The sequence below is a fragment of the Nitrosomonas sp. Is79A3 genome (genome assembly GCF_000219585.1).
Lineage (GTDB): Bacteria > Pseudomonadota > Gammaproteobacteria > Burkholderiales > Nitrosomonadaceae > Nitrosomonas.
In genome coordinates this window covers 3,381,941-3,403,155 of the sequence record NC_015731.1, presented here as the reverse complement: position 1 = coordinate 3,403,155, position 21,215 = coordinate 3,381,941, and the positions used below count along the sequence as shown (strand labels likewise).

The following is a 21,215-nucleotide window of genomic DNA, read 5'->3' as shown; positions in this document are numbered from 1 at the left end:
ATATTTGTGCGCTATCGATAGGAAGAATGAAAAATTTTCACGATTGGATTTGTTTCAATCCGGCCTTGATCATTTGAATTTAGCAAGCTGTTGAAGAACTATCTGTATTGCCGTTGCGATGTTAGAAACAGGCTATAAATGCTCATTTATTAAGCATAAGCTGCGCTTTTTCGCCTGTTTCTGCCTTACATCGGCTACTTCAAATACGTTTTCCAACGGCCTGTTAAGAATCGGTTATGCGCTTGTTTAGAAAAGATGGCTTAATTTTTTAATAAAACCTTCTTCAGACCAGTTCCACTGCAGGCAGTATTCCGCACCCAGTTGCGGGTTTTTAATATCCGCTTCAATTTTAGTTTGCCCAGTGACAACTGGCGGCAATAGCGCTTCTTCCTTGCCATTCTGCTTACAGAAAAACCTGGCTGATGAAATACCGCGCCCCTCCGGTAATTCTACGATCAGATGCAATCTGCGCGTGTCATTGTCAATTACATGCGAGAGAACGCCTTCTGTTTGTGTAAAAGCATCTTCATATTCATAGGATAAGGTCAGATCAGAACCATTAATTATTTTTAACTCGGGCGGAAGCTTCATGCAGATTTGATAGCTCCCATTTTCTTTTTTCTGTTCGGCTGGTTCGCTATCATTAACTTTGAAGTTACTGATGCTGCCGACAGCACGGATATTTCCGAACCAATACTCGGTATTATCAACATGGCAGGCAGTAGTCATTTGTGTTTGTGTCAGCGTTGCTTTGTTGCCGCCGGTATCATGGATAATCAGTATTTTTCTTAAATCTGCAATAGAAAATGCGGATTTGTTTTGTCTGATTTGATCGAAAATCAGTAGCGCGGCGCAGATTGCAACGATCAGTCCAATCACAATGAAATTCGTCAGCAGTGCAACCAAAACACCAAAGACAAGGATCACGGCATTGATGTAAAAAACAAGCTGGTTGGGTTTGTCAAACATTCGGAGCTCCTTAGTTAACTGGCATATTTTTATAATATTTTTCGAAGCGCTGAGTTTATCAGAGAGGCGCAGGCAAAAAAAGTAAGATAGATCAGATTGATGTTAGCCGCGTGAAAATAGGGTATTACAGTCTGCATCTAAATATCATCAGCTATTTTTGGGCAAGTAGAATGTGCCAATCAAGCAGACAGTAAAGAAACCAGCGACTTCGCTCTGATTTGGCGCTATCATTGATATTTGCAGTAATTATCAATTTTTATGGAGAAAATAATAGATGTCGAAAAAATCAATGAAACCAGTTTCACTGGCATTAGGCGCTGCATTAGTAACCGGCGTGGCGGCTGGTAATCTCTCGGCTGACACCGTTGCCAACCCGTTTGCTATGAATGAGTTATCCGGCGGCTACATGCAACTTGCCGATGCCAGCGGCGCTAATAAACCAGCGCAAGACGGCGGCAAGGAAACCAAGCAAAATATGGAAGGCAAGTGCGGTGAAGGCAAATGTGGCGGTAAAAAAGAAATGAAACAAAACATGGAAGGTAAATGCGGCGGCAAGAAAGCCGAGCAAGAGGGTAAGTGTGGTGAAGGTAAATGCGGTTCTAAGAAGTAATCCGCACAACCCATGAGCAGCCAGCATTATCCTGTTCATGGTGCCGGTTTGGGTCTGCGGCGTGCTTTGCTCAGTCTGCTGACGGATCAAACCGCCCAACCGGTCGATTTCTGGGAGGCGGCGCCGGAAAATTGGATCAATGTCGGCGGGCGTTACGGCAAGACGTTCCGCGAGCTGACAGAAAGGTTTCCGTTTATTTGTCATGGACTATCGCTTTCAATCGGCGGGCCGTCGCCATTGGACGAGGCTTTTCTGCAACGGCTGAAACGTTTTCTACGCGAACATCAGATCCGTTATTACAGTGAACACCTGAGTTTTTGTAGTGACGATGGTCATCTGTACGACTTGCTGCCGATTCCTTTTGCGGAAGAGGCCGTTCACTACGTAGCCGCACGTGTTCAGCGTGTCCAAGACATCCTCGGACAACGCATTGCAGTGGAAAATGTCTCGTACTATGCGGCACCAGGTAAGGAGATGGAAGAAATTGATTTCCTCAATGCCGTATTGCAGGAAGCGGATTGTGATTTATTGCTGGACGTCAATAACATTTACGTGAACAGCATCAATCATCGTTATGATGCCGGATTATTTCTCAAACAACTGCCAGCCGAACGCATTCGCTATATTCATGTCGCTGGACACTATCAGGAAGCCGAAGATCTCATCGTTGATACGCACGGCGCAAATGTCATCGATCCTGTCTGGCAGCTGCTCGAACAAGCCTATCAACATTTTGGTGTCATTCCCACTTTGCTGGAGCGTGATTTTAATCTCCCCCCCTTGGTAGAGTTGCTGGGAGAAGTAGAAACCATTCGTGCATTGCAGTCGAAATATTCAAACCAAAGCAATGACCTCATACAACACCGCTGATCGCCCTGATTTTGTGCGGCAGCAATATGCCTTTGCGGCACACATTCGCAACCCGGAAAAAAATCCGTGCCCTGAAGCGATCGAAGAACGGCGCATGAAAATTTACCGCGAACTGTTTTATAACAATGTGGAAGATTTTATGGCTAATACGTATCCAGTATTACGTCAAATTACACCGGATGAATGCTGGCATGCCATGATCCGGGATTATTTTGCTAACCACCTGTCGCATACCCCTTTGTTTCCGGAGATGCCGCGCGAATTTCTTAAGTATCTGGAACATGAACGCAGGCCGCATCCTGATGCCCCGCCATTTATGCTGGAACTTGCTCACTATGAGTGGGTTGAATTAGCACTTTCGTTATTGGATGAAAAAATTGACGAAACAAAAATAGATAGACATGGCGATTTGCTGGATGGAATACCTTTTATCTCTCCCTTCGCCTGGTCATTAAGTTATCACTTTCCAGTCCATAGCATTGGCCCGGCTTTTCAGCCTCAGGAAGCCGGTGAGACGCAAACGCACTTGATCGTTTATCGCGATATCAATTTCGACGTGCATTTTATCGAGATCAATCCGGTGACGGCGAGGTTGATGCAACTGATCATGGAAGATAACAGCAAATCTGCGCGGGTTTTGTTGCATCAGATTGCCACAGAACTTAATCACCCGCAGCCCGGTATCGTCATCCAGGGTGGTATGGGAATAATGAACGATCTCAAACAGCGTGGAGTGATCTTGGGGGTTTTTTCTAAAATGGGATGATCAAGAAATAACGTTACAGCTTCAAAGCTTTATGCCGTTAAACTGCCATTGATCAATGATGAAAACGCATACGCTGTGCGTAAAATCAAATGGTATGGACATCCGACATGAAGGAAAATAGCACCGATAGTATCCGCTCTGTGCGCAATATGACAAACTTCCTGGTTTCTTCCGTGCATGATATGAAGAATTCAGTGAGTATGCTGATTGGTGGTCTGGAAAAGGCACTTGCTTCCGTTGAGGCGACCAAACTTTCTACGCACGCTGAATTGATGCAGATGAATCATGAAGCAAAGCGTATTAACAACAACCTGATCCAGCTGCTGACGCTTTATAAGCTGGGTCAGAAAATTTATCCCTTTGATCCGCAATCCGTTTGTCTGGATGATTTTTTGCATGTGATGGTTGCGCAATATAGCGAGTCACTTAAGTTCCATGGGATTAACCTGGAAGTTCTTGCCACTCCTGGGATGTACTGGTATTTCGATGAGGATCTAATCAGTGACGTAATCGGTAATGCGCTAAATAACGCAATGCGTTACACGCGTGATTGCATCCGTATAATCGTTGAGGAGCATGAAGGGAAACTGGAGTTGCGTATTGAAGACAACGGAAATGGCTATCCGAATGAAATTTTGCAGGAAAGCGATGATTATGTACGCAACGTTGATTTTCAGGGAGGTAGCACAGGGCTAGGCTTCTATTTTTCAGCGATGATGGCACGTATGCATCATCATCAAGGTTGCTTAGGCGAGCTAAAGCTGGAGAACGGCGGTTCACTCAGAGGCGCTTGCTTTGTATTACGTCTTCCATAATTAATGATCATTTCTTGTAATCATGAATACTAGCTCGCTTAATTTTTCAACAGCTGAATTGGATTTCTCAGACAAAACTGTGCTGATAATCGATGATTATCAAGAAATGCGTAGCATTTTCCGCGATATCCTGCGTAGTTGCGGAGCTGATGTAAAGAAAATATCCATGGCGGCAAGTGGAAGTGAGGCCATTTCTTTAATCAAAAAAGCGCAGTTTGACATTGTGCTGTGTGATCTCAATTTAGGATCCGGGAAGAATGGGCAGCAAGTACTTGAGGAAGCCAAACATCAATCGCTTGTTGGACCTTCTTGTCTGTGGATCATGATCTCTGCAGAGAAATCTCCGGAAGCAGTGACAGGTGCCGCAGAATATCAACCTGATGCCTATTTGCTTAAACCGGTTACCGAAATGAATTTGCGTTTGCGATTAGCCAAAATCTGGGAAAAAAAGAAAGCATTCACAGAGATTCACCAGGCTATGGAGCAACTGGATTATTCCAAAGCTATGAGTTTGTGCGATCAACGTCTGGCCACTGATAAAGTTAATGCGGCAGATTTGCTCCGGACTAAGTGCAATTTGTTATTCAAGACTGGCGAATATGATCGTGTTAAAAAAGTGTTGGAAAAGATCTTGACTGAGCGTGATTTGCCTTGGGCGAAAGCAGCGTTAGCTAAAATTCTACTAAAGAAAAATGATTTTGAAGCAGCCAGAACTTTGCTCGAAGAAACTACTGAAACTAACCCCGCATTCCTTGAAGCACATGATTTGCTTGCGCAGACATTGCAAGCTATGGGCGATCTCGAAGAAGCAAACAACGTACTGGAGCGTGCAGTAAAGCTATCGCCAAACTCGGTATTACGGCAGAAGAATCTTGGCGGCGTGGCGATGAAAATTGGCAAACTGGAGAATGCTGAACGGGCTTTCCGTAAGAGCGTATCGTTAGGGGAAGATTCCGTACTAAAAACAGCAGATGCCTATTTTGGTCTCGCCAAAGCATGCAGCGCCAATAAGAACCCTGATGAAGCAATTAAAGTGCTGGGCCAGCTCAATAAGAGCTTCGCTAACGACGAAGTGCGCCAGAAAGTGTTAGCAGTTGAAGGAATGATCTATCATCAAAATGGTAACCTTGAGAAGACTAAACAGATTGCCAATGAAATTAACCAGTTGATTGACCAGGATGCTATTCATACAGACAGTGATGGATCATTGGAAATAGCTCGGCTGTTGATGGTTACGGACGATAAGGATAAAGCCATCAAATTATTGCAGCGAGAGATTAAAAATAATCCAGAGAATGCTGCCTTGCTTCAAGATGTCGCAGAAATATTTGATCAAGCTGGCATGGGCGAAGAAGGCAGTAAATTGATCGAGACGTTACGCCAGGAAGCCATGCTGATTATGAATCGCGGTGTATTGCTCGTCAGTAAGGGGCAGTATGAGGAAGCGGTAAGCGCCATGCGGGATGCTTATGCAGCAATGCCAGCAAACATGCGGGTGTTACTGAACTTGGCCTATGTAATTATTACGTATATACAAAAAAACGGGCCAACGCCAGAGTTGATTAAAGAAGCGCACAGTAGTCTTCTCGCAGCAAATGGATTATCGCCCGGCGAACCTCGTTTTATCCGCTTGATGGCTTCACTGAATGAGCTCTCCGCATCAGCATGATCGATCTATACGAAAGCTTTTCTTCTGAAGAAAAGCTTTCAGTACAAACGAGCTTAACTGCCCAGTTTAACAAACCCCCCACCTTGGTTAATCCAAACTTCCCCTGTCAAGGCGTCACTAATCGTCGTAGCATCCGTCTCAAAGCAATCGGGTACGCTCTGACTTTTGTAAGTGCCTTTTGTGAAATAATTCACCGGGGGTGTCATCACTATGCCATCGATGGGTAGAGCCGCGATCGTTTCGGTTATGGCTGTTGTAATATCGAGACAAAGATCGGAATTGACAACCAAGTTGGCAGTTTCAGCCGGCGCATTCATCGTGCAGTGTTTAACGTTTGCTGCTGCATCGACAATAGCTTGAAACGGATTAGGTAATCCTGGAATGCTGGTTGATAAACCTACTATGCTTGATGAAGTAATCGTATTGCTGCCAAGCAAGGAAATGCCGCTTGCAGTAGTTTGTTTTGGTACCTGACAGAGATTGGTTTTAGTCAGATCAGGGGCGGGGACGCATTGGCCGCTGGTAGTGACCGTTACGACATTGCCGCTCTGGCTATAAGATACGCCAGAAAGCGCATCAGTAGTATCACAAGCGGCGATACCGCCACTCCCGCCAGAATTTTCGATTTGGCTAATCAGGTTTGCAAGCGTATCAATAACTGCCGGATTATTTCCCCAAGGCCCCCCCAACACATAAACACTATTATCGTTTTTGTTTACACCGGCATAAATACCAGATTCTGGATAGTGCCGGTATAACCAGGGCTCGATGTTTTGCGTGGCCTGGCGGCTCGGGAAGATCGTCGGGTAAGTGTTCTCAGCCCAGTTGAGCAATGTTTCGGTATCACTTGCAGTATCAGCGAGAGCAGAATGCGTATTGCAGAACAGAAAGAATGTGCAGGCCGATAAAAGTAACTGTTTTATGTGCTGTTTCATGTTAAAGCACCTCGATTGATTAAATGAATTGAATGCTTACGTGATGGAATGTTCCATATATTTTAAAAATCATGGAGACATTATTGCATTTTATGTATTGAATCTAAATTAGGAATTAGTTGGAAGAAAGTGGGTATTTCAACGATTGCGCGGCAATTAATTGTTATAGGAAACTAACAAGTATTGGTCTTCTTGGTGTATTTGTTTGTCAGCGCATATTGCAAGATAAGTCATTGTCATTATAGCGATTTCGTTTGAGTCTGGTTTTTCCAGAGTGGAAGTTTCTATTGATGCACTTTAACAGCGAGTTGTAGTAATTTTGAACTGATATCAAGCCCTGACCTGCGTACTCTGGCTAAATTAATTTCAAAAACAATTTTCTCATTGATTAAGCTCATATTGATTGCAATACCCTGTGCAGTAGCATTCGGGCTGTCAGCAAGCGTGAGGATGGGTTCATTCTGTAATTCGCTTAAGATGCTTGATAAGTGGCTGCTAACCGATTTAGAAAAAAAGATTACCTGACACGCTTTTAATTTCTCAACATCATCAATACGCGTTACTTTGATATGACGTTTATTAATCGATCTGCTTTCTAGCTTGTCGATTTCTTTGCCGAAATAATCTTCCCCATAAACACAAAGATTAATCGTTTGACTGGTGTTGTCCGGCCAATGCGTGAAAGCAATAAAGTTATAAATAAACGCTGCTTTGACTTGATATTCAATTATGCTGTCGGCCATGGCCACCGAGTGAGAAACCGGCAGGCAGAAACCCAGATACAAGGCGAATAAGAAGTGATAGAAACTTCGTTTCACGAATGTGAATGTATCTGAGAGTCTGAGTAGTCGATTAAATAAGGGCATGTCCACGTTTCTCATTAGAAGCGCCACTCCGCTCCTGCGTAAATTCCACGTGGTATAAATGCCGGCATGAAAGGAACACCGTCGGATACTAATTCTCGGTGGTTTTGACTAAAAAGATTTTGCCCTACGAGAAATAATTCAACATTTCGTATTGGTTTGTACGCCAGCTTTGCATCCATCGTGACATAGCTCGGGATACTGTAAAACGAGATAGCACTGGTATAACGCAACCAAAGGTTAAGCTGCAATTTTTCAGAGAAATCATAGTTTGAGCGCAGTGACAATTGATGCTGAGGGTTCACCTTGGCTGCGCCACCATTGGTTGGATCCAGTTTTTTTAGTAATTCATTGGAGGAAATATGCATATCAAGAAAGCTGTAGCTGCTTTGCAGGCGCCATTTATCCACAGGCCGCCAATCAGTAGATACTTCAAAACCATAAGTAAGCGCAGAGGCCTGATTATTAAGTAATGCTGGTAATATCAATTGTCGCGGCAGCCCTGTGCTTAATGACAAAGCACCAAAGCTTAAATCACGCAATTGACTATAATCGTTGATAAAACCAGTCATATCGATGGATGCCTGCGGAGAGAACTGATGCCGGTATCCTATTTCGTAAGCAAGCAACTTCTCTGAATTGAAGCTACTTGAACCTTGCAGTGTTGCTAGAATAGGGATGGGTAAGGGAAAAGATGATCCTGGTAGAGCATGCAATTGCGCTAAATTAAGAATTGCATCATTCTCACTGCGTGAAGGCGTCCGCACGGCACGAGAAACTGACATCCAAGCTGAATTCTCAGGATTGGGCGTCCACATTAAGCGTGCATTGGGTTGAATTTCCAATCCGGTAAAGTCATTGTGATCGAGCCGAGTGCCTAGTGTGAACCGCAAGCGATCCGGCACCAGCGAGATGTCATCTCGTATAAAAGCACTAAACAATTGATTAGATTGCTGGCGGGGACTAAAAGTTACAATATCAGTATCAAAGACTTTGTTGCGGTATAAGCGGTAATTGGTTCCCCAAGTGAGGTCGTGTCTATCGAATAGCGGAAATCGATGTTGAAAATCAATGTCAAAGCTCTCAGAAAGATATTTTCCGACTGGCAATAATTCAGAGCGGCTTTGATCGTAATACGTTTGTAGCATGACTGAAGAACGCTCGGAATAAGTCCGATCCCAGCGGAAGCGTATATTTCCACCTTCCTGATGACCGCGTTGACCATTAGCAGATACAGAAGGTAAATCGAGCACTGCTCTATTGAGTGTCCCGCCGACAGAATTGGTGAAAATATCACCCTGCAAGGTAAATTGATCGATTCCACGGGAGTGGTCTACGCGGAATCCTCCTCTGGCAGAATGCCATTGATCGTGATTGTTCGCTCCTGATAATGATGCCGTGTTGTCTCTGGAGAATCCTTTTGCGTAGACGCGGAAAGGTGTCTCTTCATTGATTTTTCCACCATAGCGTGCCCCCACAAAGCCCTGCTCGAAACTTCCTCCACCAGCAGTAAGGAGTGTGCCTTGCGTATCCGCGGCTTTCTTGGTGATGATATTAATGACGCCATTCACCGCATTCGCTCCCCAGACTGTAGCGGCTGGGCCACGAATCACCTCAATCCGCTCAATGTCTTCAATGAGCGTATCTTGTTGTTCCCATAGCACGCCTGAGAATATCGGAGAATAAACGCTTCGCCCATCCATGAGTACCTGAAGCTTATTGGCATACAGACCATTAAAGCCACGAATACTGATGGACCATTTGTCCGTACCCACGCGTTCCACTTGCACGCCGGGTGCCATTCTTAAAGCATCAGGAATATTCGTTACACCAGACCGGCGTATATCATCTTGTGTAATCACAAAAACAGCCGATGGTATTTCGGTCAATTTTTGTGAGCGTCTGGATGCAGTGGTTACACTGACATTCATCAGTTCTTCGATGCTTAAATTCAGAAACTGATTCTCAACGGATTTACTTCCCGCGTATGAGGTATTTCCAATACCTGCAAGAATGGCAATTATTAAGAATTTCTGGATAAAAAATTCAAACCGGCCCAATTTCAAGGCTAAAAGAGCAGGTGATGACTGGGTTTCAGATTCTAATGTTTTCATAGTGTTTTCGCTTAGATGGGTCATTCGACACCAGCGTATACTCCCCTCGGAATTTGCGTTGCCATGCATAGCCGGTAATTGAGGCCCCAGGTAACATCGTACCGGGTAAATAGCGGCAATCGATGTCGAAAATCTACGTCAAAGCTTTCTGCATATTTTGTCCATGGCGCGAGCTGGTTATTTACCCGGTCGTAGTATGCTTGCAGAATAATGGAAGATTTTTCGGATAAGGTACGGTCCCAGCGCAAACGGATATTTCCGCCTTTTTCTTTGCTATCCACGATATCGGGACGAGTGAAAGGTGCCGCGAGTGATGGTTGTAGTAAGCTATCGCCGATGCTATTAACGAAAATATCGCCTTGTAATGTCAACTGATCGATTCCGCGCCTATGATCCAAGCGGAAACCAGCTCTGGCGGAGCGCCAGTTGTCATGAACGTTGGTGCCGGACAGCGACGTGGTATTGTCTCTGCTAAATCCTTTGGCATAAATGCGGAAGGGCGTGTCTTCATTGAATTTTCTGCCATACCGCACACCTACAAAACCTTGTTCAAAACTACCGCCACCTGTAGTGACAAGCATGCCTTGTGTATCGGCGGCCTTTTTGGTAATGATATTGATCACGCCATTGACGGCATTAGCGCCCCAGACTGTGGCACCGGGTCCGCGTATCACTTCAATGCGTTCAATATCTTCAATGAGCGTATCTTGCTGGCTCCAAATCACACCGGAAAATAGTGGCGTATAGACACTTCGTCCATCCATCAAGACTTGCAGTTTATTGGCAAAGCGTCCATTGAACCCACGCACGCTGATCGACCACTTATCAGTTCCTACGCGTGCCACCTCTACACCAGGTGCCATACGCAGTGCTTCGAGGATGCTGGTTGCGCCTGATCGGCGAATATCGTCTTGAGTTATAACGAAGATCGCAGAAGAAATTTCTGAAAGTTTTTGTGAGTGTCTTGATGCCGAAGTGACTTCAACTTTCATCAACTCCTCGATGCTCAGATCTAGTAGCCGATTGTCTAAAGGCTTATTGGCAGGAATTAATTTACTTCCGGCAACCGCAGAATTTTCTAGGCAATTGGAGAAGGCAAAAATCAATAACCCTAAATTTAGTTTTGCAAATGAATTTTGCAATGGAATCATAAACAAATTGTTTTCAGGGATTATTGAAGTAGGATTTGCTATGGTATTTTAGTATTGGGTGCCTTGAAGCTTGAAGTTGATGGGTTTAAGTCCTTTTTTTGACGTTTAAAACAGGTTCTTTTATCTCCAGAGTCTGGCGAAATAATTCATGCTCACAGAACTGATTATTGATGTACCTTAACAGCGAGCTGTAGCAATTTGGAGCTGATATCCAACCCGGATTCCCGGGCGATAGCTAGATTGATTTCGAAAACAATTTTTTCATTAATCAAGCTCATATTTATTGTGATACCTTTTGATGTGGCGTTTGGAGTATCTGCCAGTGTCAGGATGGGCTCATTTTGTAGGTTAACCAAAATACTTGATAGATTATTACTAACCGATTTGGAAAAGAAGATAGCTTGGCATTCTTTTAATTTCTCAACATTATCAATACGTATCACTTTGATATGACGTTTATTAACCGATCTGCTTTCGAGTTTGTCGATCTCGTTGCCGAAATAATCTTCGCCATAAACACAAAGATTAATCGTTTGACTGGTGCTGTCGGGCCAATGGGTGAAAGCAATAAAGTTATAAATAAAGGCTGCTTTGACTTGGTATTCAACCATACTGTCAGCCATCGCCACTGAGTGGGAAACCGGCAGACAAAACCCCAGACACAAAGCGAATAAAAAGTGATAGAAGCTTAGTTTTACGAATGTAATTAAGCGCTTGAGTAGTCGATTAAATAAGCGCATGTTCACGAAGTTCACTTAGAAGCGCCATTCCGCACCCGCATAAACACCACGGGGTATGGTAGTGGGAAATGAGGGAATAAAATCAGATGCAAACTCTTTGTGGTTTTGGCTAAGCAGGTTCTGGCCAACCAGGAACAGTTCGAAATTTTTTACTGGCTTGAATGACAGCCTGGTATCCATGGTGACGTAGTCTGGAATATGGTAGAAATCTACTTTGCTGACATAGCGCAGCCAGAGGTTGAATTGCAATCTTTCCGATACATCATAGTTTGAGCGCAATGAAACCTGATGTTGCGGACTTACCTTGTTTGCACTGCCTGTTGTTGGATCCAGGTTCTTGAGCGCAGAATCAGAGTGAATATGCATGTCGATAAAGCTGTAGTTCCCTTGTAGACGCCATCTTTCGTTGGGCCGCCAATCGACAGATGTTTCAACCCCTTGTGTATAACCGGAAGCTTTATTGGTTAGCCCTACGGGTAATATCAGGTGAGGGGGAAAGCTGGCATGAAAAGATGGGATTCCGGCAGATAAGTCCCGTAGTTGACTATAATCATTATAGAAAGCCGCGATATCAATCGATGCCTGCGGGGAAAACTGATGGCGATATCCCAGTTCGTAAGCCAGTAACTTTTCAGAATTAAAATTTGATGCACCATTTAACTGCGCAAGAATCGGGAAAGGTAACAATGCTGACAATCCAGGGGCAGTGCTTAATGTTCGGGCATTCAACTGAATATCATTTTCTGCCCGGGATGGTGTGCGAACGGCACGTGAAACTGACGCCCAGATAGAATTTTTTGTATCGGGTGTCCACATCAAGCGTGCGTTAGGCTGAGTTTCCATGCCGGTAAAGTCATTGTGATCGAACCGTGAGCCCAGGTTAAATCGCAAATGTTCGGGTATCAACGTGATTTCATCCCGAATGAATGCGCTCAGGAGTTGATTGGTTTGCAGACGCGGGCTAAATGAGATGAGTTCGGTATCCGAAACTTTATTATGATATAAACGGTAATTGGCTCCCCAGGTCAAATCGTGCTTGTCAAAAAGCGGAAAGCGATGCTGAAAATCAATATCAAAACTTTCGGCTTTAAATATTGAACTGGTTAATAATTTATAGTCGACACGATCGTAATAGGTTTGCAGCATGATCGCCGACCTCTCAGAGATAGTCCGATCCCAGCGCAAGCGGATATTCCCTCCTTCATTATGTCCTCTGGATGCCTCCATTTGAATAATGGGTGCGCTGAGTTGGGATTTGTCTAGCCTATCGCCATACGAGTTGTAAAAAATATCTCCTTGAATTGTAAACAGATCAATTCCGCGTGTGTGATCCAGTCTAAATCCCCCTCTGGCGTTGTGCCAAGCATCATTGGCATTGTCTCCCGAGGTGGTTTTCATCTGATCTCTGGTGAATCCTTTGGCATAGAAGCGGTAGAAGGTATCGTCATTGATTTTTCCACCATGGCGTGCGCCAAAAAACCCTTGCTCAAAACTGCCACCACCCGCTGAAAGCAAGGTACCTTGGGTATCAGCAGCTTTCTTGGTGATAATATTGATAATGCCATTCACCGCATTAGCGCCCCATACGGCTGCATTGGGGCCGCGTATCACTTCGATACGTTCGATATCCTCCATCAAGGTATCTTGTTGTTCCCACTGGACGCCAGCGAAGAGCGGATTGTAAACACTCCGGCCATCCATCAGGACCTGCAGCTTGTCTGCAAACCGGCCATTGAAACCCCGTATGCTGATTGCCCATTTATCCGTGCCGATCCGCGCGACTTCTACACCGGGAGCCATACGTAAGGCTTCCGGGATGCTGGTCGCGCCAGAGCGGCGGATATCGTCCTGGGTAATCACGAAAATAGCAGAGGGGACTTCAGAAAGTTTCTGTGTGCGTCTTGATGCGGAAGTGACTTCAACTTTCATCAATTCTTCGATGCTGAGATCTAGAAATTGATTCTCAATCGATTTTCTTCCAGTAATCGCTTTGCTATCTGCCGCCGAGAAATTGGTTAAACAACATAGAAAAATGAATATGAACAGCTTCAGATTCAATAATATTGTCAGGCCGGAGCCGGGTATTGAGATCACAAGAAACGATTTTAGGGGTTGTTATTGATGTATCGGTTTTTGTTAAAAAAGGATATTCATTCTTTTTTGTCAGAATTTTCCATGATAACCGGGCAGTGTATTCTTTAAAACTTAAATTACCGGGAATTCATGGTTCTTTTCTAGAATAAAAGGGATTCGGCTATGCTTTACCTGGGGGGATTAACGGGTGTTATGGGTGCAGCTAAGAACTTATTGTTTATCATCAGGAAAACTCTATTTCTACCGGCATTTTTAGCGGCATAAAGCGCCTTATCAGCAGCATTGACGAGTTGGTCTTCGCTTTTCATGCTGGTTTCTTTTAAGGCAATACCGATACTAATGGAGACTTGGATGTGCAATTCACCGATGACAATTTGTTGTGCATTGATATGCTGGCGGAGTCTTTCTGCAAATAGAACAAGGGACTTTAATTCGATGTTCCCCGGCTGGCAAATGACCAAAAACTCTTCTCCGCCCATACGGCAAAAAGTATCGCCTTTGCGGGCAATTTTTCGAATAGATGCGGCTACTTGTTTTAGCACTTTGTCGCCAACGGCATGGCCATGGGTATCGTTAACAGCTTTGAAGTGATCAATATCGAGGAGCATAACAGCCATCGATTGGTTGGACCGGTTCGCAACGCTCCATACTTCAGCCAGTGTTTCCATGCCTGAGCGCCGATTGGGCAATTCGGTCAGCATATCGGTCAGAGCAAAATACTCCAATCTACGATTAGTGACGGCTAATTCGGCGGCAAAGCGCTTCAGCTGTTCGCGATCATGATCCCATGAATCCTGTAACTTTCGATAATGCCAGGCTGCTCGCAATCTGGCTCGAAAGGCACGAATATTAATGGGCTTTGTTACATAATCATCAACACCCGCGTCAAATGCCTTGATGACTTCTTCTTCATCTTCTATGCCAGTCAGCATAATGATATATAAATTTTGCCCCCACTCTGTTGCACGCAAAGATTTAGTTAATTCAAGGCCATTCATTACCGGCATCAGCCAGTCTGTTACGACAATATGCGGTAAGATTTCCATCGCTAGCGCTAAAGCTTGCTGACCGTCACTGGCTGAATAGACCGTGTGACCAAGAACTTTAGATAACAGCTCTTTGGCAAGAATGAGGCTGGTTGGATCGTCTTCTACCAAAAGGATGCGCAGCGAAGCGGCATCCGTCGCATTTTCGGTGCGTGGCGCAGCCGCATTCATCATCTTATCGAATGGGGGAGGAATTTCCACAGCAGGCAGCTTGAGTATTTGTCCCCATGCGTGCCATGCCTGCATGATTTGGTCTATAAAGGTACCAAATGTTTCTGTGTCCAGGCCAATTCGTCCACCAAACAATATCAGTTCGGAGATGCGCTGGTTACGTTCAGATTCTTCGGCCAATCCAAAATCAGCTATCTGTTTAGCCAAATACAGCAGATGTACAATTTGATACGGGCGAGAACCTTCGGAAAAACCTGATTCAGTCGGTATTTCATGATAATAGATTGGTTCTACAAAGATTCTGGGAACACCAAAGTTGATCAGCATAGCCGCGGTCAATTCATTATGGTCAGTCTGCAAATATTGTTGTTCCAATTCATTCAGAGTTATGCCGGGCGATTGTTTTGCTATGAGTTCCGTGTACTTATCCGGATAAATTGTGGCTAACGCCAAACAACCGATGCGCATCATCAAACCGCAAGCAAATAATTCATCGGGTGCAGACACGCGAGTTGTTTTACCCAACTCTTGCATAGCAATCGCCATGAGCAGCGAATGTGACCAGAATTCTTGATAATTAAATCCTTTACAAGCGCCCTCTTGATATTGATCGATCAATGAAAAGCCCATTGCTAGCTGTTTGACTACCGTTAAACCGACATGAGGTACTGCCTCAAATACAGAAGAAATAGCGCGGCTACGCTGATTTGTTGCATTGGCTCGTTGAATCAAACGGCCAGAGAGTGCAGGGTCAGTTTGAATGAGTTTGGTGATTTCATTGATGGTGACATCTTCTCGTTGGCAAGCTTCCAGTAGTGCAAGCGCGACCCCTTTGGGACTGGGTAATAATGTGCCGATTTTTAACTGGTCAATATCAGCAATTTTCATGATCTATTCCATTGGGTTTGACAGCCTGGATGATCCACTGTTTATCCGCGAGAGAAAAAATTTCTTTCATGGCGATGGGCTCGCTGAAGAAGAAGCCTTGCAAGGTTTCGCAGCCGAAATATTTCAGAATTTGAGCCTGATTCAGTGTTTCGATCCCTTCGGCAGTCACGGAAAAGCCAAGATTCTTCGATAAAGAGATTATTGCCTTGACGATCGCAAGGCTGTCTTTATCATTCAGCAGGCCACGTATAAAGCTTTGATCCACTTTGATGTTATTAATAGGCAGGCGTTTTAAATAATTCATTGAAGAGTAACCTGTGCCAAAATCATCCAGAGCAATTTCGATACCATGATCGCGTAACGTGTGGAGTCTGGTCAAGGTATTAGCATTGTGCTCCATTAAAGCGCCCTCGGTGATTTCCAGAACAAGCTTATTGGGTGGAAAACCGGTCTCAGCCAGAATGTTGAGGACAGTATCAACCAGCTCAGGGTTTTTTATCTGCAGAGGAGAGAGGTTTACCGCTACTTGTAAGCATTGCCCGTTCTTGTGCCACTGAGCAGCTTCAGAGCAGGCTGTCCGCAACACCCATGCACCGATTGAGATGATGAGGCCATTTTCTTCGGCTAATGGAATAAAATCGAGAGGCGAAATGAGCCCTTGTTGCGGATGCTGCCAGCGAATCAGTGCTTCTACCGATTGTATACTTCCAGTCGCAACATCCAACTGCGGCTGGTATACAAGATGAAATTCATTTTGCTGCAATGCATTACGTAAATCATTTTCCAGATGCATGCGTTTTTCGGCGTGAAGTGTTAGGTCGATATTGTAAAATTGACAGTTATCCCGGCCTTCATTTTTTGCGTGATACATTGCGGTATCCGCATGTTTCAGTAGCGTTTCCGCGTCTTTACCATCGTCTGGGTAGAGGGCAATGCCGATACTCGCAGTCAGGACGACATCACGACTCTCAAGCTGGAAAGGGCGGCGCATGGCTTCACGAATTCGATGCGCCAGAATTAAGGCATCTTCTGCACGAGGGAGATTAGGAATGACGACAGTGAATTCATCGCCCCCGAGGCGAGCGAGTTTAACCTCTGAGTTATCAGCGTTGCTACGGGATATAAAATCAGATGGACGAGTGCTGCTTTGCAGCCGGTCAGCGGTTGATTGCAGAATAACATCGCCGGTATTATGTCCCATCGTGTCATTAATGCTTTTGAATCCATCCAAATCCAGAAAAAGTACCGCCAATTTGCTATCTGTATAGTTTGCGCGTTTAATTTCTCCTTCTAAACGCTCCATAAAGGATTGGCGGTTGGGTAATCCAGTCAGATTATCAAAATAAGCGAGGTGAAATATTTTGTTTTCCGAATCCTTGCGCTCTGTAATATCACGAACCAGGCAAAGTGTTTCCTGAGGATCAATAACCACAATACGATTTTCATAGTATCTGGTTTTATCATCATCCAGTTTGAGCGGATACTCGAAAAGCTCGACCGTTCCATACCGGCGAGCTCGGCCAGCCGCATCCAGATACAAATTGACAATATCTGCAGGTAGGCTTTGATTCAGATTATTTTCCGGTCCGGTGATTAGCCAAGGTGTATTATCCGAATGGCTGCACATATCGACGATTTTGCCGTCATTATTCAAAATGAACATCGTATCTGGAATGGCGCTAAAGATTGCTTTGCTGCGTGCGTTAGCGATTTGGAGTGCAAGGAGGTTCAAGTAGGCGCGTTTTAAATACAGAATGCGATAATTGATCAAATTCCAGTTTATCGGTTTGGCGATAAAATCTGTTGCACCGGCTTCAAAGGCGCGGTCAATGGATTGCACATCATCCATTCCGGTTACCATGATGATGGGTAACTCATTGCCTATTTTCGCGCGAAGGTACGAACAAACTTCATGACCATTCATATAGGGCATTTCAACATCCAGCATGACCATGTCTGTTGGGGATGCTTCAAACAGGCGGATGGCTTCTTCTCCATTGCAAGCCAGCGTTACACCGAAGCCTGCCTTCTCTAATGCAGCCTGCATGAGCAATCTGACTGTGGCATCATCATCGGCCAGTAAGATTTTAAAAGGTTCAACTGTCACGATGGATTGAGTATTTTATTAATTTCGGTGATGACTTGCAGATAGTGTTGCCGTAGGCTTTCTTTTAATCTCTCTGCCTGTGCTAATTCTCCTGTTCGTCCATTCGCTTCCAGTTGCTTGAATAGAGCGGATAGGTTTTCAGCCCCGATATTCCCCGAACTGGATTTTAATGCATGCGCTGACTGACGCAAACTGTCAGCATCACCATTAAGAATAGCTTGTTCAAGCTGGTGCATATTACTGGTGGCAGATTCGAGAAAAGCTTGCAGGATCTTGTGCAGCAAACCGTTTCCTCCGGTTGAGTCAAGCTCGCGAATTTGATCGAGCCGTATCGGATTAAGTGCAGGCATGGCGTTAGTTTTAGGTTCTAGTTCAATGATTTCTGATTTTACAGTATTCATCGGATAGTTTTTTTCTTTACTTAACCAATGATGGATTTTTTGTTGCAATTGATCGATTGAATAAGGTTTGGAAAGAAAATCGTTCATTCCTCCGTCTAAGCAGCGTTTGCGATCGTCTTCTGTGGCATTGGCGGTCAGTGCAATAATGGTATGACTATTGCCAAACTGCTGCCGGATGTGTGCGGTTGCTTCAAAACCATCCATGTTAGGCATTTGGCAGTCCATCAGAATGAGATCGTATTGGTTGTTTTGGATAAGATATAAAGCTTGTTGTCCATCATGAGCAATAACTGTGTCCAAGCCGAGTTTCGCCAGCATCGCCTTGGCTACTTCCTGATTAACAGGATTATCTTCAGCCAGCAAAACTTTGCCATGAAAGCTTTGTGTAAGCGTGCTGACAGATACTTTCTCAAATTCAGGATTTGTGGCGTGGTTATCAAGATCACGCCCCATGACATCAATGATAATGTCCAATAATTCCTTCTGGCGGACAGGCTTGTTTACACAACGTAATATACCCGTATTCTGTCTTTCGAGCTGGCTCGCGTTACTGTAGGTTGAAGTCAGCATCATCATACGGGTCTTGCTGAAATCCGGATGTGCATGAATTTTTCTTGCCAGTTGCAATCCATCCATTTGGGGCATGTGCATGTCCAAAATGACCAAATGAAACGATTTATTCTCGGCAACAGCCTGAGTCATATATGCTAGTGCCTGCTGTGCATCTTCCGCACATTCAACATTTATTTGCCAATTCTGCAATTGTAGTTTAAGAATCTCCCGGTTAGTTTGATTGTCATCTACAACCAGCGCCCTGACGCCGCGTAATTTAGTCATGTCGGGAAAATTGCTGTGTTGCAATTTGGATTTCTCCAGCCGCAGATTAATCCAAAACTTGGAGCCGTGCCCCGGAGAACTTTCAACATGAATGCTTCCTTCCATCAATTCCAATAATTTTTTGCAGATAGTCAGACCAAGGCCGGTTCCTCCATATTGACGGGTTGTGGAACCATCTGCCTGAGAAAAATTCTGGAAAATCTTCTCATGGTATACCGGAGGAATTCCGATACCCGTATCTTCAACGCATATGGAGACCCTAGTCAGGGTTTCGCTTCCATCAAGCAGCATTGTGCGAATGACAATTTCTCCTTGTTCGGTGAACTTAATGGCATTATTGAGCAGATTTGCAATGATCTGACGTATTCGGAATGAATCGCCGCGTAACATGAAGGCTGTGTTGGGTGGCGTAAACTGCGCGATCAATTCCAGACCCTTCTTATCAGCGGGTTGTGCAAACATGGTTAGTGTATCTTCAATCAGCTTGACCAGATCGAAATCGATGGTTTCCAGTTCCATGTGATCGGATTCAATCTTGGAGAAATCAAGAATGTCATTGATGATACCGAGGAGGTGTTGACCTGAGCTTTGAACTGTTTCTGCAAAACGGTGCTGATCTTTATCTAATTGAGTGTCTAACAGTAACTCGGTCATTCCTAGGATGCCATTCATCGGTGTGCGGATCTCGTGGCTCATCGTGGCCAGAAATTCACTTTTGGCTTTACTGGCCGCTTCTGCTGATTCCTTGGCAAGCACCAGCTCTGCTGTCCGTTTTTCAACTTCATCTTCGAGGTGATCAAGATAGTTAGCCAACTTTGCATCACGATCTTGTATCATTTCCAACATGCTATTGAACCCCTTCGATAACATATTCAATTCAACAATCGCACTGGGTTCGGTTCGAGTTGTGTAATCTGCCTTACTCGTGACATGCTCCATGACAGTGGATAGATTATTGAGCGGGTCGAGAACCGATCGATTAAGCCGTTGTAGCATAAGGTTGGCAATCAATAATGCGATAACCGCCGCAGTGATTGTGATCACAACGTGCCAAAGTATTTGCCAGTAAAGGGGATGCAAGGATATTTCCAAGTACAGACTGCCCAGAGGCTGGTGATTGAAGTGAATCGGTTCCGTAATGGCTAGGAAATGGATATTCGTTTGAACGTCTTCTTGCAGAGAAGCTAAAGTTTCCGGAAGCAGTCTGTTTTCAATAGAGTATTGTACAAATTTTGCTTTTTCTGCAGTATAAATGGCTGCAGCCTGGATTTCCCGTGTATTGTTGAGCGAATGTAATAGTGTCTGCGCCGTGCTGGTATCCTGGAACATCAATGTTGCTACTGCATTTTCAGCCAATAATTTTGCGGTTGATTGACTGGTTTGTAATAAAGAAAAAAAGCTTATGAAGAAGCTGCTTAAGATAACGAGTGTTGCTACCAGCAGCATTGCGGTACCCTGTGTGGCAAAGCTGATTTGTTGCAATTTAGAACGCAGTGTCACAGCAGTCGATGATGAACTCTTCATTATTGATAAACCTCGGTGGCGAAACGTAGTAGTTGAGAACTGAGTTTTAAACGATTTCTTTTTGCAATAGCCACATTGGCTTCAAATGTGACTTTTCCCTCATTAATGGCCATGTTGAGAATAACGCCCTGCTGGCTGGCGCCGGGGGTGTCGGCAATAGTTAATATCGGCAATCCATTCAATTGTTTGATGATGTCACTGAGATTATCGATTCCCGAGCGGGTGATGAAAACAATCTGGCAACCGGGAAGATCTTTTGTATTTGTCGTATGCCGGACCAGTATTTTATGTTCATGGACTTTCTTATGCTGTAAGTGCTGTAAATTTTCACCAAATGGATCTTCACCATAAATACATAAATTCAGGGCCTGGTCCGGCAAGCTAGGCCATTCCGTGTAAGCGGAAAAATTATAAAGAAAAGCCACTTTTAAACGGTATTCTGACGGTTGCTCGGCTTGTGTCAATGGCGAGTAACCCAATAACAAGAACCAGCACAGCGGCAAGATTGGAAAATAACGGGTGCACAATCGCTTTCTGATACGGTGATTGCCATAGCAGATCATTGTTTCTTGCTTTCCCAGTTTCCAAATGAGCATATCGTGAGATCTGATTGTCAGTTGTTTTTCAGACGATGTTTTTATACAA

At 44.4% G+C, this 21,215-nt stretch carries 17 protein-coding genes; 6 read left to right on the top strand and 11 right to left on the bottom strand.

Going from position 1 to position 21,215, the window contains the following annotated elements:
• Nucleotides 1-246: 246 nt before the first annotated feature.
• Complete coding sequence (locus NIT79A3_RS15845) at nt 247-969, bottom strand: hypothetical protein (RefSeq protein ID WP_013967152.1); 723 nt, start codon at nt 967-969, stop codon at nt 247-249.
• A gap of 274 nt (nt 970-1,243) precedes the next feature.
• Between NIT79A3_RS15845 and NIT79A3_RS15840 the strand changes: the two genes are divergently transcribed.
• From NIT79A3_RS15840 to NIT79A3_RS15820, 5 genes are all read left to right on the top strand, one after another.
• Nucleotides 1,244-1,579 (top strand): hypothetical protein, encoded by a 336-nt coding sequence (locus tag NIT79A3_RS15840; RefSeq protein WP_013967151.1) that lies wholly within the window; start codon nt 1,244-1,246, stop codon nt 1,577-1,579.
• A gap of 12 nt (nt 1,580-1,591) precedes the next feature.
• The gene (locus NIT79A3_RS15835) at nt 1,592-2,449 is read left to right on the top strand and encodes a DUF692 domain-containing protein (protein WP_013967150.1); all 858 of its coding nucleotides are present in this window, start codon (nt 1,592-1,594) and stop codon (nt 2,447-2,449) included.
• Nucleotides 2,427-3,215, top strand: coding sequence for a putative DNA-binding domain-containing protein (locus NIT79A3_RS15830; protein WP_013967149.1), 789 nt, complete (start codon nt 2,427-2,429; stop codon nt 3,213-3,215). Before NIT79A3_RS15835 ends, NIT79A3_RS15830 begins: the two co-directional genes overlap by 23 nt.
• A 107-nt stretch (nt 3,216-3,322) precedes the next feature.
• A complete protein-coding gene (locus tag NIT79A3_RS15825; RefSeq protein ID WP_013967148.1) occupies nt 3,323-4,030 on the top strand; it encodes a HAMP domain-containing sensor histidine kinase in 708 nt (235 codons plus the stop codon).
• A gap of 22 nt (nt 4,031-4,052) precedes the next feature.
• Nucleotides 4,053-5,699 (top strand): tetratricopeptide repeat protein, encoded by a 1,647-nt coding sequence (locus NIT79A3_RS15820; protein WP_013967147.1) that lies wholly within the window; start codon nt 4,053-4,055, stop codon nt 5,697-5,699.
• 53 nt (nt 5,700-5,752) lie between these two features.
• On the opposite strand, the gene NIT79A3_RS15815 is transcribed toward NIT79A3_RS15820, so the two are convergent.
• The 6 genes from NIT79A3_RS15815 to NIT79A3_RS15790 all read right to left on the bottom strand — a co-directional run bounded on the left by NIT79A3_RS15815 (nt 5,753) and on the right by NIT79A3_RS15790 (nt 13,431).
• Nucleotides 5,753-6,634, bottom strand: a complete 882-nt coding sequence (locus NIT79A3_RS15815; protein ID WP_013967146.1) for a hypothetical protein — start codon at nt 6,632-6,634, stop codon at nt 5,753-5,755.
• Between the two features lie 284 nt (nt 6,635-6,918).
• On the bottom strand, nt 6,919-7,452 hold the full coding sequence (locus tag NIT79A3_RS15810; protein WP_348225655.1) for a YfiR family protein: 534 nt from the start codon (nt 7,450-7,452) through the stop codon (nt 6,919-6,921).
• Between the two features lie 62 nt (nt 7,453-7,514).
• Nucleotides 7,515-9,611, bottom strand: a complete 2,097-nt coding sequence (locus NIT79A3_RS15805) for a TonB-dependent receptor (protein WP_348225654.1) — start codon at nt 9,609-9,611, stop codon at nt 7,515-7,517.
• Nucleotides 9,612-9,631: 20 nt separating this feature from the next.
• The gene (locus NIT79A3_RS15800) at nt 9,632-10,603 is read right to left on the bottom strand and encodes a TonB-dependent receptor plug domain-containing protein (protein WP_348225653.1); all 972 of its coding nucleotides are present in this window, start codon (nt 10,601-10,603) and stop codon (nt 9,632-9,634) included.
• Between the two features lie 323 nt (nt 10,604-10,926).
• On the bottom strand, nt 10,927-11,373 hold the full coding sequence (locus NIT79A3_RS15795; protein WP_049785384.1) for a YfiR family protein: 447 nt from the start codon (nt 11,371-11,373) through the stop codon (nt 10,927-10,929).
• Between the two features lie 144 nt (nt 11,374-11,517).
• On the bottom strand, nt 11,518-13,431 hold the full coding sequence (locus NIT79A3_RS15790) for a TonB-dependent receptor (protein ID WP_156797115.1): 1,914 nt from the start codon (nt 13,429-13,431) through the stop codon (nt 11,518-11,520).
• Between the two features lie 155 nt (nt 13,432-13,586).
• Between NIT79A3_RS15790 and NIT79A3_RS18920 the strand changes: the two genes are divergently transcribed.
• Complete coding sequence (locus NIT79A3_RS18920) at nt 13,587-13,745, top strand: hypothetical protein (RefSeq protein WP_156797114.1); 159 nt, start codon at nt 13,587-13,589, stop codon at nt 13,743-13,745.
• A gap of 18 nt (nt 13,746-13,763) precedes the next feature.
• On the opposite strand, the gene NIT79A3_RS15785 is transcribed toward NIT79A3_RS18920, so the two are convergent.
• The 4 genes from NIT79A3_RS15785 to NIT79A3_RS15770 are packed head-to-tail and all read right to left on the bottom strand — an operon-like array spanning nt 13,764 to nt 21,166.
• Complete coding sequence (locus NIT79A3_RS15785) at nt 13,764-15,701, bottom strand: diguanylate cyclase (protein WP_013967140.1); 1,938 nt, start codon at nt 15,699-15,701, stop codon at nt 13,764-13,766.
• Nucleotides 15,688-17,808: an EAL domain-containing protein gene (locus tag NIT79A3_RS15780; protein WP_013967139.1), complete on the bottom strand. Its 2,121-nt coding sequence runs from the start codon at nt 17,806-17,808 to the stop codon at nt 15,688-15,690. The genes NIT79A3_RS15785 and NIT79A3_RS15780 overlap by 14 nt, the downstream gene beginning before the upstream one ends.
• Complete coding sequence (locus NIT79A3_RS15775; protein WP_013967138.1) at nt 17,805-20,570, bottom strand: response regulator; 2,766 nt, start codon at nt 20,568-20,570, stop codon at nt 17,805-17,807. The genes NIT79A3_RS15780 and NIT79A3_RS15775 overlap by 4 nt, the downstream gene beginning before the upstream one ends.
• Complete coding sequence (locus NIT79A3_RS15770) at nt 20,570-21,166, bottom strand: YfiR family protein (protein ID WP_013967137.1); 597 nt, start codon at nt 21,164-21,166, stop codon at nt 20,570-20,572. The genes NIT79A3_RS15775 and NIT79A3_RS15770 overlap by 1 nt, the downstream gene beginning before the upstream one ends.
• Nucleotides 21,167-21,215: the final 49 nt, after the last annotated feature.

What these genes read in the sequence shown, in the direction of transcription:
- NIT79A3_RS15845 (WP_013967152.1), bottom strand. Translation starts at nt 969, where the DNA reads ATGTTTGACAAACCCAACCAGCTTGTTTTTTACATCAATGCCGTGATC.
- NIT79A3_RS15840 (WP_013967151.1), top strand. Translation starts at nt 1,244, where the DNA reads ATGTCGAAAAAATCAATGAAACCAGTTTCACTGGCATTAGGCGCTGCA.
- NIT79A3_RS15835 (WP_013967150.1), top strand. Translation starts at nt 1,592, where the DNA reads ATGAGCAGCCAGCATTATCCTGTTCATGGTGCCGGTTTGGGTCTGCGG.
- NIT79A3_RS15830 (WP_013967149.1), top strand. Translation starts at nt 2,427, where the DNA reads ATGACCTCATACAACACCGCTGATCGCCCTGATTTTGTGCGGCAGCAA.
- NIT79A3_RS15825 (WP_013967148.1), top strand. Translation starts at nt 3,323, where the DNA reads ATGAAGGAAAATAGCACCGATAGTATCCGCTCTGTGCGCAATATGACA.
- NIT79A3_RS15820 (WP_013967147.1), top strand. Translation starts at nt 4,053, where the DNA reads ATGAATACTAGCTCGCTTAATTTTTCAACAGCTGAATTGGATTTCTCA.
- NIT79A3_RS15815 (WP_013967146.1), bottom strand. Translation starts at nt 6,634, where the DNA reads ATGAAACAGCACATAAAACAGTTACTTTTATCGGCCTGCACATTCTTT.
- NIT79A3_RS15805 (WP_348225654.1), bottom strand. Translation starts at nt 9,611, where the DNA reads ATGAAAACATTAGAATCTGAAACCCAGTCATCACCTGCTCTTTTAGCC.
- NIT79A3_RS15800 (WP_348225653.1), bottom strand. Translation starts at nt 10,603, where the DNA reads ATGAAAGTTGAAGTCACTTCGGCATCAAGACACTCACAAAAACTTTCA.
- NIT79A3_RS15795 (WP_049785384.1), bottom strand. Translation starts at nt 11,373, where the DNA reads ATGGTTGAATACCAAGTCAAAGCAGCCTTTATTTATAACTTTATTGCT.
- NIT79A3_RS15790 (WP_156797115.1), bottom strand. Translation starts at nt 13,431, where the DNA reads ATGAAAGTTGAAGTCACTTCCGCATCAAGACGCACACAGAAACTTTCT.
- NIT79A3_RS15785 (WP_013967140.1), bottom strand. Translation starts at nt 15,701, where the DNA reads ATGAAAATTGCTGATATTGACCAGTTAAAAATCGGCACATTATTACCC.
- NIT79A3_RS15775 (WP_013967138.1), bottom strand. Translation starts at nt 20,570, where the DNA reads ATGAAGAGTTCATCATCGACTGCTGTGACACTGCGTTCTAAATTGCAA.
- NIT79A3_RS15770 (WP_013967137.1), bottom strand. Translation starts at nt 21,166, where the DNA reads ATGCTCATTTGGAAACTGGGAAAGCAAGAAACAATGATCTGCTATGGC.